Genomic DNA, 13,058 nt, shown 5'->3' with positions numbered 1-13,058 from the left:
TCACCCCGGGATCATATAACCCAGTCCGCGAATAGTCACGATGGGATCGTCACCACCAAATTCCATCAACTTGATGCGCAGGCGGCGGATATGGGCTTCAACCAGATTAGTGGCCGGTTCGAAATCATAATTCCAGACACGTTCCAGCATCATGGCGCGAGTAACAGGCGTACCGGCATGGCGGACCAATTCCACCAGCACCTTGAATTCGGTCTTCTGTAACCGCAGCGCCTGCCCATCGCGCCAGGCGCTGTGGCGAGAGGGGGTGACCACGAGATCGCCCGCGCGCAGCGTTTCGTTGGCGCCCTTGTCCGTCCACTCCCTCGCGCGCACCAGCGCGTTGAGCCTGGCGTTCAATTCGGCCGGATCGACCGGCTTCACGACATAATCGTCAGCCCCGCTCTCCAGCCCCTCCACCTTTTGCCGTGATTGGCCGAGCGCCGTCATCATGATGACGGGGGTCAGAATATTATGTTCGCGCAATCCTTTGAGCAATGTCACGCCGTCGACCATCGGCAATATCCGATCAAGGATGATCGCGTCGAAATGCTGCGCGGCTACCATCTGGTTTGCGCATCGACCGTCTCCGACAATTGTGGAGTCATGGCCGAACACGCTGAGTTGCTCGCGCAACTGCGTCGCGAGTTCCTCGTCATCCTCGACAATCAATAAGTTCAGCGGCAATGGTCGGTCCCGACAGTGAAGCCTCGCATGAGTCTTCCCTATGACGATCGAGTTTCAAATCGATGACAGTTTAGCAGGACGTCGAGCAGGCGCTGGACCATCCCATATGCCTCGCCGCCGGATAAAGCTTTTGCGAGAGAAGGCAGGGGCTGTCGTGCCCTGTAATTATTTCCTTACAAGAAAGAGTGATTAGCGATTTTATAGCCTACCGCTGTATTTCAGCTGGTTCTACAATGCAGGCGAGAAGAAAGGAACGCGGTCGTGTCGCTTGTCATGCCGGAACCGGACCAAATCACGCTGGCGCGTCGTGGGGAGATCGTCGCCGCGCTTCGGCAAATCGTGCCCGGTGAAGGGGTGATCGACCATCCCGATGGTCTGCGCCCCTATGAGTCCGACGGTCTGACCGCCTATCGCCAGCCGCCGATGGTCGTCGTGCTGCCCGAGACGACAGCGCAGGTGTCGGCTGTCCTCGCCTGGTGCCACGCCAACCGGGTCAAGGTGGTGCCGCGCGGTTCGGGGACTTCGCTTTCCGGTGGCGCCTTGCCGCTCGCCGATGGCGTGCTGTTGGGCCTTGGCAAGTTCAATCGCGTCCTGGGGATCGATTATGACGATCGGATCGCCGTGGTGCAGCCGGGCGTCACCAATCTCGCCATCACCCGAGCCGTCGAGGATCGGGGTTTCTATTATGCGCCCGATCCATCGAGCCAGATCGCCTGTTCGATCGGCGGCAATGTCGCGGAAAATTCAGGCGGTGTGCATTGCCTGAAATACGGTCTTACCACCAATAATGTGCTGGGCTGCGAGATCGTTCTGATGGATGGCGAGGTGATCCGCATTGGCGGGCGTCAGCTTGACCCGGCGGGGCTCGACCTGCTGGGTGTCGTGGTCGGGTCGGAAGGGTTGCTGGGCGTCGTCACCGAAGTCACTGTTCGCATCCTGCCCAAGCCCGAAACCGCGCGGGCGCTGTTGATCGGCTTTGCCACCGTTGAGGGGGCGGGCCAGTGCGTTGCCGACACGATCGCGGCCGGGATCATACCGGCGGGCATGGAAATGATGGATCGCCCTGCCATCCACGCGGCAGAGGCTTTCGTGAATGTCGGCTATCCGCTGGATGTGGAGGCGCTGCTGATCGTCGAACTTGACGGGGTCGAGGCGGAATGCGCGCACCTGCTGGGCGAGGTTGAGCGGATCGCCCGCGCCAATGGCGCGGTATCGGTGCGGGCGTCCACCAGCGAGCAGGAGCGCATTGCCTTTTGGGCGGGCCGAAAGGCAGCGTTCCCGGCGGTGGGTCGGCTCGCGCCCGATTATTACTGCATGGATGGCACGATCCCGCGTCGACGACTTCCCGAAGTGCTCGAACGGATGGAGGAACTGTCCGATCACTATGGCCTTGGCGTCGCCAATGTGTTTCACGCGGGCGACGGCAATCTGCACCCGCTGATCCTGTATGATGCCAATGTTCCGGGTGAACTGGAACGGGCCGAAGCGTTCGGCAACGACATATTGCGGCTGTGCGTCAAGGTTGGCGGCGTGTTGACCGGCGAACATGGCGTCGGCGTCGAGAAGCGGGACCTGATGCCCGAAATGTTCAGCGAGACTGACCTCAAGCAGCAGCAGCGCCTGAAATGCGCCTTCGATCCTGAATTGCTACTCAATCCCGGCAAGATGTTCCCGCAACTACATCGCTGCGCCGAATTGGGGCGGATGCATGTCCATCGGGGCGAACTGCCCTTTCCCGAATTGCCGCGCTTCTGATGATGGAGCAACCGTCTCTTCCGACCCGCGAGGACGAACTCGCCGATGTGATCGCGGATGCCGCTCGTGAGGGCGTGCGGTTGGCGATCACGGGTGGTGGCAGCAAGTCCGGCTTTGGCGCGCCGATCGAGGCTCGGCCGCTGTCGATGCGGGGATTTGCCGGTGTGGTCGATTATGATCCCGCGGAACTGGTGCTGACGGTGCGCGTCGGTACGCCGCTGGCCGAGGTGGAAGCTCTGGTGGCGGAGCAGAACCAGATGCTGGCCTTCGAACCTTTCGATCATGGGCCTATTTATGGCGCGCCTGCCGGGGCCGCCACGATCGGTGGTACGGTTGCGGCAGGCGTGGCTGGGTCGCAGCGCCTTTCGCATGGCGGCGCGCGCGATCATCTGCTGGGTTTTCGGGCCGTGTCGGGGCGTGGCGAACCTTTTGTGGCGGGCGCAAAGGTCGTCAAGAATGTCACAGGCTACGATCTTCCCAAGCTGGCGGCGGGCAGTTGGGGGCGACTGTTCGCGATGACCGAAGTGACGCTCAAGGTCTTGCCGCATCCGCGCGCCTACGCCACGCGAGCGATCGAGGGGTTGGATGAGGCGCAGGCGGTGAAGGCGATGGCGGTCGCCATGGGGTCGCAAGCGGAGATCGCGGCGGCAGCGCATCTGCCCGGCTGTGGCCGGAATGGCCGGGCGCTCACGGCATTCCGTATCCAGGGTGTCGGCCCATCGGTGGCCGCGCGCGGGGCCATGCTCGACACGCTGCTCGCCGCTTTCGGCAAGGTTGAGGCGCTCGACGAAACGGAGGGCAAGCGGGTCTGGGACGGGTTGCGGACACTCAGCCCGCTACCCGCCAATCAGCCATTGTGGCGGATCAACGTTGCGCCAAGTGCCAGCCTGGCGGTGGTGTCCGCGCTGCGGCCATTGGGCGCGCAATGGCTGTTCGATTGGGCGGGCGGTTTGATCTGGATGACGTTTGATGGTGATCCTCAGGCGGTTCGCGCTGCGGCTGCGGCGGCTGGGGGGCATGCCACGCTGGCGCGGGCGCCCGCTGCTACACGCGCCGCCGTGCCCGCCTTCCACCCGCAAGCGCCGGGTGTTGCGGCGCTGGAGGAGCGGGTGCGGCGTGCCTTCGATCCGGCTAGACTGTTCGAGACGGGACGCTTTTAAGATCATGCAGACCAACTTCCCGCCTGCGCTGCTCGCCGATCCTGCAATGGCCGCGTCCGAAGCAGTGATCCGCAAATGTGTTCATTGCGGCTTCTGTACCGCAACTTGCCCGACCTATGTCCTGCTGGGCGACGAACTCGATAGTCCGCGTGGCCGCATATACCTGATGAAGGACATGCTGGAAAATGAGCGGGAGCCGACAGCGGAGATCGTGAAGCATATCGATCGATGCCTGTCGTGCCTGTCGTGCATGACGATCTGCCCGTCGGGCGTGAACTATATGCATCTGGTGGATCATGCGCGGGCCTATATCGAGGAGCGATACCGGCGGCCGTGGCGTGAGCGATTAATCCGCGCGCTGCTTGCCGCCGTGCTGCCCTATCCGGCGCGTTTTCGGGTTGCGCTCAAGTTGGCGCGGCTGGCCAAACCGGCGGCGCCGTTGCTGGAGCGGGTGACGGCGCTCAAGCCGCTGGCTGCGATGCTCGCGCTTGCGCCCGGTCAGGCTTTGCCGAAATCCAGAGCCAATCCGGTTCCCCAGCCGGTGCCCGCCGCGCGCGGCCGTGTGGCGCTGCTCCAGGGATGTGCCGAACCCGTGCTTAGGCCCGAAATTCGCGAGGCGACGATGCGCGTGCTGGGCCGCGCGGGCTTCGATGTCGTGTTCGCCCGGGGGGAGGGCTGTTGCGGGGCGCTCGTCCATCATATGGGCAAGGATGCTGCCAGCCTGGAGGCCGCGCGCCGGAATGTCGATGCCTGGACCCGCGAGATCGAAGATGGCGGTTTGAGCGCGATCGTTATTACCGCCTCGGGTTGCGGCACGACGATCAAGGATTATGGCTTCATGCTGCGCGATGACCCGGCTTATGCCGACAAGGCCGCGCGTGTGTCCGCGCTGGCAAAGGATGTGAGCGAGGTCCTGATCGACGCTCCGCTGCCTGCGGAAGAGGGACGGGGGATGAGCGTCGCCTATCATGCCGCCTGTTCGCTTCAGCACGGGCAGAAAGTGACGGAGGCACCGCGCCGATTGCTGGAGGCCGTGGGCTATACGGTTCGCACGCCGATGGAAGCGCATCTTTGCTGCGGATCGGCGGGGACCTACAATATCCTGCAACCGGAGATCGCCGGGCAGCTCGGCGAGCGCAAGGTGGCCAACCTCGCGCGGCTCAATGCCGATGTGATCGCGACGGGCAATATCGGCTGCGCGATCCAGATCGGCCAGCGGGCGGCCCTGCCGGTCGTCCATGTCATCGAACTTATCGATTGGGCGACGGGTGGTCCTGCGCCCCATGCCCTGACCCTGCTTCAGAAAGGAATCCCCACGTGACCCACATCACCCTTGATCAGGCCAACATGATCATCGCCGCTGGTTTGGCCCATGGACGCGAAATCGGGCTGAAGCCGCTGAGCATCGCTGTGCTGGATGCCGGTGGACATCTTCTCGCCTTCCAGCGGCAGGATGGGGCGTCGACGCTTCGGCCGCAGATCGCCTGCGCCAAGGCTGCGGGTGCGCTTGGCCTTGGCGTTTCGTCGCGCAAGATTGGCGATATGGCAGCCGAACGGCCGACCTTCATCGCGTCGCTGGGGCCGATCGCGCCCCATGGTGTGGTTCCAGCGGCGGGCGGCGTCATCGTCGTCGATGGCGCGGGTGCGCCGATCGGTGCGGTAGGCGTGACGGGCGACACGTCGGACAATGACGAAGCCTGCGCGTTGGCGGGGATCAGTGCAGCGGGTCTTCGCGCACAGGGTTAGGCGCTTTGCGGTCGGGTCTCCGGGGATGGGAGGCGATGGTCACCATCGCCCGGAGCTGGTCTGCCATGCGAGCTGAGCCTCATGGCGCGCCCATCAGCGTGCGGACGACGAGAAAGAAGACCGAAGGCACCACCAGACAGCCCAGCCCGGTGTGGAATGTGGCTGTCAACGCCCCATAGGGCACGAGCCGACGATCGGTCGCTGCCAGCCCGCCCGACACGCCGCTGACCGTGCCCATCAATCCGCCGAATACCATGGCGCTGCGCGGATTGTTGAGGCCGATCGCCTTGGCGACGAAGGGCGTGCCGATCATCACCAGCACAGCTTTGAAGACGCCCGTCGCGATCGACAAGGCGATGACCGACGAACTGGCCCCCAAAGCGGCGCCGGTCACCGGCCCGACGATATAGGTAACCGCGCCTGCGCCGATCGTCGTCAGTGAAACGGGATCGGTAAAGCCATAGGAATAAGCCACCGCGAGGCCCACGATGAAGGGCAGCACCGTGCCGAGCGTCAGGGCGACCGCCCCGATCAGTCCGGCCTGCCGCGCCTTTGCCACGTCGACTTCAAAAGCGGTCGCGACGATCGCGAAATCGCGCAGCATCGCGCCACCCATGATGCCGATGCCCGAGAGCATCGGAATGTCCGACAGGCCGCTCTTGCCGCCCGTGGCGATACCGCCGACGAAAGCCAGCGCAAGCCCGATGATGATCGCGATCGCCGATCCGTGGATACGGCCGCCCGTCAGAGTGCGCGATATCCAGCCGGACAGCCACATCACCAGCCCGACCAGAGCGAAGGCGACAATCAGGTTATTGGCATCGGCCACATGATCGATGATGGCGGACAAGGACGTCATGCGACGGCACTCGACGCGAGAGCCTTTGCCGCCGCCTCGCGCGCCTCGATCTCGTCCATCGTTTCGGCGTCCTGATCCATTCGGCTGATGATGGCCACGGCGGCAAAGCAGACAGCCACCGCAAGGATGGCGGCGATGGCGACCAGCGGCCCCGATTTGACGGCGGCGACCACATTCTGGTTGGCCGCCATCGCCACGACGATCGGGATATAAAGGGTGCCCCAGAATTCGACGCCCAGCATTACGCCCCTATTCATGGCTCCACGTTGCGCCAGCCATAATCGCGCGGCGATGAGCATCATCATGGCGATGCCGACGCCCCCCACATTGGCTTTCACGCCCAGCAGGGCGCCAAGAAGGTCTCCGCAGAACGCACCCACCAGCGTGCAGATTGCAAGAAGCGCGACGCCCGAGATCGTCACTGCGTCACCATTGAAACAATGTGCGGTCGTTCAGCGAACAAGGTCTTTCCGCCAAATATCCCCTGCATGATCCGTCCCCCATTTCGCCGATCACATCTCATATTGCGGCTGTTCAATCATCGTGTATGCACGACATTCGAAATCCGCAATCCTTGGTACGAAGCGTGGGAAAATCTGGCGGCGTGAAGCATGCGCCGATGTTCACACATTCTCGGGAAATGTTCGGGCTCATCCTTGCCGAGCCTCTGTGAAAGCTGCCTGCCATGACCAATCTTTACACCAGCCTCCAAGCCTGCTTCCCGGAGGATCGCCGTCGTCCGTTCGCCCATATGCTGGATGGAAACGTCATCAGTTACCAGGATGTCGAAGAGCGTTCGGCCGCCTTCGCCAACGCCATCGGCCAGCTGGGCGTGAAGGTCGGAGACAGGGTTGCGGTGCAGGCGGAAAAGAGCATCGACATGCTTATGCTCTATCTGGGTTGCTTGCGGGCGGGGGCGATCTTTCTGCCGCTCAATACGGCCTATACGGCTGGCGAGCTCGACTATTTCATGCGTGATGCCGCCCCGGCGCTGTTCGTCTGCGATCCAGTGAACCGGCCCGCGATTGCCGATCTTGCGAGCGAGGCCGGGGTTGGCTGCGTGGAGACCATGAGCAGCGATGGCGACGGCAGCCTGGTCGAACTGGCACGCGAAAGCGCTACCCAATTTGCGACAGTCGACCGTGACGATAGCGATCTTGCCGCGATCCTCTACACGTCCGGCACCACGGGACGGTCGAAGGGCGCGATGATAAGCCACGCCAATCTGGCGTCCAACGCGATGACGCTGCGGGATTATTGGCGCTACACGGCGGATGACGTTCTGCTGCACGCGCTTCCGATCTTTCATACCCACGGGCTGTTCGTGGCGACCAATGTCGTGCTCGCATCGGGCGCGTCGATGATATTTCATCCACGCTTCGATCTGGAGGCGGTGTTGCGATCGCTCCCGGCTGCTACGACCATGATGGGCGTGCCCACTTTCTACATACGCCTGCTCGGCGATCCACGCTTCGACCGGGCGCTCGTGCGGCATATGCGTTTGTTCGTGTCGGGATCGGCGCCGCTTTCCGCCGACATTCACCGCGAATTTCTGGAACGTTCGGGTCACGCCATTCTGGAACGCTATGGCATGACCGAAACGAACATGAACGCGTCCAACCCCTATGACGGCGAACGCATCGCGGGCACTGTGGGCCTGCCGCTGCCGGGAATTTCGATCCGCATCACGGACCCCGAAACTGGCCAGGAGCTGAAACAGGGCGATGTCGGGATGATCGAAATCGCTGGTCCCAATGTGTTCCAGGGATATTGGCGCATGCCCGAAAAGACCGCCGCCGAATTTCGCGACGGCTATTTCATGTCAGGCGATCTGGGATTGATCGATCAGCAAGGCTATGTCTCCATAGTAGGGCGCGCCAAGGACCTGATCATTTCCGGCGGGTACAACATCTATCCCGCCGAAGTCGAAGCCGCTTTGGACGAACTGGAGCAAGTCCATGAATCGGCCGTCGTGGGCGTGCCGCATCCCGACCTGGGCGAGGGTGTCGTCGCCGCGATCGTGGCGCGCGATCCGTCCTTCACCGACCAATCGGCCATCGCCGCAGCACTGGCGGACAGGCTCGCACGCTTCAAACAGCCGAAAAGGTTCGTGTTCGTGCAAGAGTTGCCCAAGAATACGATGGGGAAGGTCCAGAAGACGGTGCTTCGCGAAACCTATCGGGATAGCTTCAAGGCGACTTGAAGGGTTAAAGGTCCCTCAAACGTCCTGTGATTGCTGAGAGGAGGGGCGTTCCGGGGATGAAGCGTTCAGAGCCTGGCCAACCGCGCCGCGCCAACCCTCGATGAGGCGCTCCCTCTGAACAGCGGGCAGTGTTGGGCTAAACCGCCGGTCGGGCGACACGCGCGACGCGGCTTCGGGGAGTGTCGTCCAGACCCCCGTCGCCGATCCGGCGAGGAAGGCGGCGCCCAGTGCCGTGGTTTCTATGTTGGCGGGTCTGATGATGGTGAGGTTCAATATGTCGGCTAGGAACTGGCACAACCAGTCGTTGGCCACCATTCCGCCATCCACCTTGAGCTCATTAGGCTGGACGGCGCTGTCGAGTGCCATGGCGTTCAGCAGGTCCGCGCATTGGTAGGCGACGCATTCCAGCGCCGCACGCACGATATGTTCAGGACCCGTGGCGAAGGTCATCCCTGTCAGCATCGCCCTTACATGTGGGTTCCAGTGCGGAGCGCCCAAGCCGACAAAGGCGGGGACGAGATAGACGCCGCCATTATCGGGCAAGGACCGCGCCATGATTTCGGTCTCTGCCGCCGTGGCGACCAGGCCTAGCTTGTCCCGCGTCCACCGGACGGCCGCACCCGCGACGAAGAATGCCCCTTCGATCGCGTAGCTGACGCTTCCATTGGAATAGCAGGCGACGGTGGACAGCATCCGGTGCTTCGACCGGCAAATCTGCCCGCCTGTGTTCAGCATCGCGAACCCGCCCGTTCCCAGCGTGACCTTTGCGCCGCCCCGGTTCAGGCACCCCTGGCCGATCAACGCGGCCTGTTGATCCCCGACCATTCCCGCGATGGGCAGCGATACGCCCAGGATATTCTTGTCCGATGTCCCGAAGAGGCAGTCATTCTCCCGCACTTCAGGCAATATCTGCATGGGAATGCCGAACATTCGGCACAGGTCCGGACACCATGCCATCTTGCCAATGTCGAACAGCAAAGTGCGGCTGGCGTTGGTGGCGTCGGTCGCGTGCACCTTGCCCGCCGTCAGGCGCCACAGCAGGAAAGAGTCGGTGGTGCCGAACGCCAGTTGCCCCTTTTCGGCGCGGTCGCGGGCGCCGGGGATTGTTTCGAGCAGCCAGGCGAGCTTGCTGGCCGTAAAATAGGAATCGAGCAGAAGGCCGGTGCGGCTCGTGACTTCAGGTTCGAGACCATCCGCGATGAACCGGCTGCACAGGTCCGCGCCGCGCCTGTCCTGCCAGACGATGGCTGGATGGATGGGCTGTCCGCTTTCACGGTCCCACAGCAGGCAGGTTTCGCGCTGGTTGGCGATCCCGATGGCGGCGACGTCCAGCCCCGTGCGATGCGCCTCGTCCAACGCCGCACGCGCGGTCGCCACGACGTCGCGCCATATCGCTTCGGGATCATGTTCGACCCATCCGTCGGCCGGATAATATTGTTTCAAGTCGATCTGCGTGGCGCTTCGCACGGCGGCTGTTTCATCAATCAGCAGCGATCGGGTGGATGTGGTCCCCTGATCGATCGCGAGCACCGCCTTCATTCTTCCCCTCCGCGCTTGTGGTTCACGCCTGGTGCGTCGTCGCGCGGAGCGATGTGGAGGGTCACGACTTACGCTGCTGCTTAATCAAGACTGCCTGCTGCCATCGCCCCGGCGCCTTGTCCGAACGATGGATGCAGCCAGCCCAGCAGCACGGGCGTCTCTTACCCTCCAGCAGTTCCTCGCGGGTTCGTTCAATGCGGCGCTGTCGGGTCTTTGATTGCTTCGCGTCATTCACCCAGCAGATGAATTCATTCCTGCCTAGCGGCGTAAGGCTTTCCCACAGCGCCAAGATATTCGCGTCTGATCGCAAGGCGGCCTGAAGGTCTTCGTCTGCTTCGTGGACAGTGCCGTGTAGAAACGCGTTCACTACGAAAACCTCCGGGACATATGGCTAGCGGCTTAATTCCCTTTTCGCAACGCTGGGCGTGCCCACATAATTGGGGTGGTTGCGCTCGGGTTGTCCAGCTTCTGCCCGTCCGGGTGCTTTCGATATTCCTGTAAAAAACTTCCTCTGACCCCATTCACCGAGGTGGTGAACGGGATCAGAGGAATATCATTATGCCTGTTCAGTTACAGAACAGCGGGTACGATCAGAAGGAAACCCGCGTCTGGATACCGAATTCACGACGCTGGTCATAGTTGATCGCGGTGTAACCGGTCGGCGAGCCGAACAAGCTGAATATCTGACCCGGATCTACGTTGTCCCGGCGCTGATCGAAGACATTCCGGACGAAGAAGTTGAGTTCCGCCCCAATCGGCGTCCTCACACCCGCAAACGCATCCATCTTGAACGAATTGGGATAGCGGATGTTGGAGTTCGGATTGACCCGCTTGCCCTGGTAACGGCCCAGGACGCGGACGAAGGTCTGGAAATCATCCGGAAGATCTATGCTATATTCAGTGTTGAACGATGCCTGGAACTTGGGCAGCGCCGACAATGCACTGTTGGATGAGCAGACACTGACGTAGCGGCCCGGCTGGACCGAAGGCGTCCCACCGAAGTCTGGTTGCCCGTCGTTATTATAGTCGTTGCAGGGGATGTCCGCGTTGTCATATTTGGCATCGGTATAGGATGCCGACAACTGAGCGTTCCAGTTGCGGGTGATTTGACCGCGCAGTTCCATTTCAACACCACGGACGATCGCGTCACCATTATAGGTGAGATTGACCGTTGAACATGCACCTGGTGCCGTCCCCCCAGCGGGATCATAGTTACAGGCAACATTGTTGACGCGATTTATGAAGTTGTTGAACTTCTGGTAGAATGCCGACACGGCATAGGTCATGCGATTGTTAAACAGCGCGCCCTTCGCACCAACTTCAAAAGAGTCGGACTTTTCCGGGCTCCAGGTGAAGAAGGAAGCGGGAAGGCCATTCGGGCCGCCATTGGTAGCGGCAGCGGTCGTATCAAATCCTCCGGGGCGGTAAGCGCGGCCGTAATTTCCATAGACGATCAGGCTATCGGAAAATTCATGCTTGTAGCTCGCGGAGCCAGTCCACGCATGATAGCGCGACGGGTTCGTCGGATCATTCACCTGCGTCGTCGAGTAGCGCAAGCCGAGGTCCACCGTATCCTTGTCGGTGAAGTTGAAGGTCTGCGTCGTGAAATAGCCGCGATCATGCGATTTCGTCGGCGTCCCGCCGCCGAGCGTCAGGCAGGGCAAGCCAAAACCCGCCAACGGGCCGGGCGCGGTCTCGCACGCACCGTTCGCGCCGGTATAGTCGACAAGCCCGGTGAAAGGCGTCTTCACGTCGTTGAAGTAAACACCGAAGCGATAAATCCAGAAATGATCGCCCGTCCGTTCGAAGCGGACTTCGTTGGTCAAGGTCTTCGTCTTGATATCGATCTGCTGGAACAACTGAACCGGTAGCCGGAACCCAGGACCGAACGACAGCAAGCCGTTGCCAAGATCAAGATCGCGAACGGTGTTGAAGTCATTATTCTGATAGCTACCGATGTAGCTCAGCAAGTGTCCGCCAAAATCGTAGCTGGCATTGACGATGGTGGAGCGACCCTTGGTGACGAACAGATTGTCGCCGTCGGTGATCGCCGCTCGATCATCCGGGCCGATGAAACCGAACTCACCAACTGGCTGGCCTTCCGCGCTAACTACTGGGCGCAGCTGTCGCACCTTTGAACGGAACTGCTGGTGCATCACGAGGATGTTCAGATCCTCGGTCGGTTGCAGCAACAAGGATATGCGTCCAGCGTAAGACCGTGAACGATCCGTGTCGCCAGTGAGGATGTTCCTCACGCCGTTCCCATAGTTGAGGTCATACAGGCCAGCGATGCGGACTGCCACCTTGTCGGTCACAACAGGGATGCTGACGCCGCCCTGCAAGTTGACGGCTTCACGATCGCTGTAGCTTGCGCTGCCGCTTACCTCGACCTTTTGCAGGCTGGGCTGGCGGGTGCCGATAAGGATCGCGCCGGACGGACCCGTGCCGCCGCGCAACGTTCCCTGAGGACCACGAAGCACCTGGATCGATCCGATATCGAATTGAGCCTGAAGCGCCTGTGTAGGGTCAAACGGCACTTCATTCAGGTAGATATCGACCGAGCGGTTCGTCTGGCTATCCTGATCGAATGCTACGCCGCGCAGGGACACGGCCTGCTGCCGACCATCGCCCGAGGAAATCGAAAGACCCGGCACGAACTTCGCGACATCTTCGAAGCGCGTGATATTGAAGCGCTCCAACTGATCGCCACTGACCACATTGACGGTCTGCGGCGTATCGATCAGGCGCTCCACGCGCTTCTGGGCTGTCACGACGATGTCAGCCGCAGTGCCACTATCAGCGGCCTCAACATTTTGCGCTTGGGTTGCTGGCTGCGCGAACGCCGGTGCGCTCGCCAGCATGGTGCCCAACAATAATAAAGCCTTATTCACGTTCACCCTCCCTAAATTCCCCGAGTCCAAAATCGGGTATTCTTTTTATGGCCTTGCCCGCTGTCTCAATCCGTTATCCGGACAGCGTTGTCACAATCTGGCCAAACAAATCCGGGCGTTCCCCGATTTGCGCCGCGCCCGGATGGTTATTCCCATATGCTAATTTCAACAGACCTTATCCGGAGCGATAACGTCAGATTCGATCAACATCAAGCAAAACC

The 13,058-nt window shown here is 61.5% G+C and carries 11 protein-coding genes; 5 read left to right on the top strand and 6 right to left on the bottom strand.

Features of this window, described 5'->3' with window-relative positions; translation table 11 throughout:
• Complete coding sequence (locus IZV00_RS09200) at positions 1-684, bottom strand: response regulator transcription factor (protein ID WP_196224379.1); 684 nt, start codon at positions 682-684, stop codon at positions 1-3.
• Between the two features lie 261 nt (positions 685-945).
• Between IZV00_RS09200 and IZV00_RS09195 the strand changes: the two genes are divergently transcribed.
• From IZV00_RS09195 to IZV00_RS09180, 4 genes are read left to right on the top strand one after another with little or no spacing between them, the layout of a single operon-like run.
• Positions 946-2,439: an FAD-linked oxidase C-terminal domain-containing protein gene (locus IZV00_RS09195; protein ID WP_196224378.1), complete on the top strand. Its 1,494-nt coding sequence runs from the start codon at positions 946-948 to the stop codon at positions 2,437-2,439.
• On the top strand, positions 2,439-3,599 hold the full coding sequence (gene glcE, locus IZV00_RS09190; protein WP_230463157.1) for a glycolate oxidase subunit GlcE: 1,161 nt from the start codon (positions 2,439-2,441) through the stop codon (positions 3,597-3,599). Before IZV00_RS09195 ends, glcE begins: the two co-directional genes overlap by 1 nt.
• Before the next feature lie 4 nt (positions 3,600-3,603).
• Positions 3,604-4,920 carry a glycolate oxidase subunit GlcF gene (gene glcF / locus IZV00_RS09185; protein WP_196224377.1) on the top strand — a complete coding sequence of 439 codons (1,317 nt, stop codon included), beginning with the start codon at positions 3,604-3,606 and terminating at the stop codon, positions 4,918-4,920.
• Positions 4,917-5,345: a GlcG/HbpS family heme-binding protein gene (locus IZV00_RS09180; RefSeq protein WP_196224376.1), complete on the top strand. Its 429-nt coding sequence runs from the start codon at positions 4,917-4,919 to the stop codon at positions 5,343-5,345. The genes glcF and IZV00_RS09180 overlap by 4 nt, the downstream gene beginning before the upstream one ends.
• Before the next feature lie 79 nt (positions 5,346-5,424).
• On the opposite strand, the gene madM is transcribed toward IZV00_RS09180, so the two are convergent.
• Positions 5,425-6,204 carry a malonate transporter subunit MadM gene (gene madM / locus IZV00_RS09175; protein WP_230463156.1) on the bottom strand — a complete coding sequence of 260 codons (780 nt, stop codon included), beginning with the start codon at positions 6,202-6,204 and terminating at the stop codon, positions 5,425-5,427.
• On the bottom strand, positions 6,201-6,626 hold the full coding sequence (madL, locus tag IZV00_RS09170) for a malonate transporter subunit MadL (protein WP_196224375.1): 426 nt from the start codon (positions 6,624-6,626) through the stop codon (positions 6,201-6,203). The genes madM and madL overlap by 4 nt, the downstream gene beginning before the upstream one ends.
• 263 nt (positions 6,627-6,889) lie before the next feature.
• On the opposite strand from madL, the gene IZV00_RS09165 reads away from it, so the two are divergent.
• Entirely contained in the window at positions 6,890-8,407 is a 1,518-nt protein-coding gene (locus IZV00_RS09165) for a malonate--CoA ligase (RefSeq protein WP_196224374.1), read from the top strand.
• A gap of 15 nt (positions 8,408-8,422) precedes the next feature.
• On the opposite strand, the gene glpK is transcribed toward IZV00_RS09165, so the two are convergent.
• The 3 genes from glpK to IZV00_RS09150 all read right to left on the bottom strand — a co-directional run bounded on the left by glpK (position 8,423) and on the right by IZV00_RS09150 (position 12,837).
• The gene (gene glpK, locus IZV00_RS09160; RefSeq protein ID WP_196224373.1) at positions 8,423-9,946 is read right to left on the bottom strand and encodes a glycerol kinase GlpK; all 1,524 of its coding nucleotides are present in this window, start codon (positions 9,944-9,946) and stop codon (positions 8,423-8,425) included.
• Positions 9,947-10,007: 61 nt separating this feature from the next.
• Positions 10,008-10,313 carry a YdeI/OmpD-associated family protein gene (locus IZV00_RS09155; RefSeq protein WP_196224372.1) on the bottom strand — a complete coding sequence of 102 codons (306 nt, stop codon included), beginning with the start codon at positions 10,311-10,313 and terminating at the stop codon, positions 10,008-10,010.
• Positions 10,314-10,536: 223 nt separating this feature from the next.
• Positions 10,537-12,837 (bottom strand): TonB-dependent receptor, encoded by a 2,301-nt coding sequence (locus IZV00_RS09150; protein WP_196224371.1) that lies wholly within the window; start codon positions 12,835-12,837, stop codon positions 10,537-10,539.
• Positions 12,838-13,058 lie beyond the last annotated feature (221 nt).

Source organism: Sphingobium sp. Cam5-1 (genome assembly GCF_015693305.1).
Lineage (GTDB): Bacteria > Pseudomonadota > Alphaproteobacteria > Sphingomonadales > Sphingomonadaceae > Sphingobium.
Note: the sequence above shows the minus strand (reverse complement) of the source record. Positions and strands in the feature narration are given on the sequence as shown.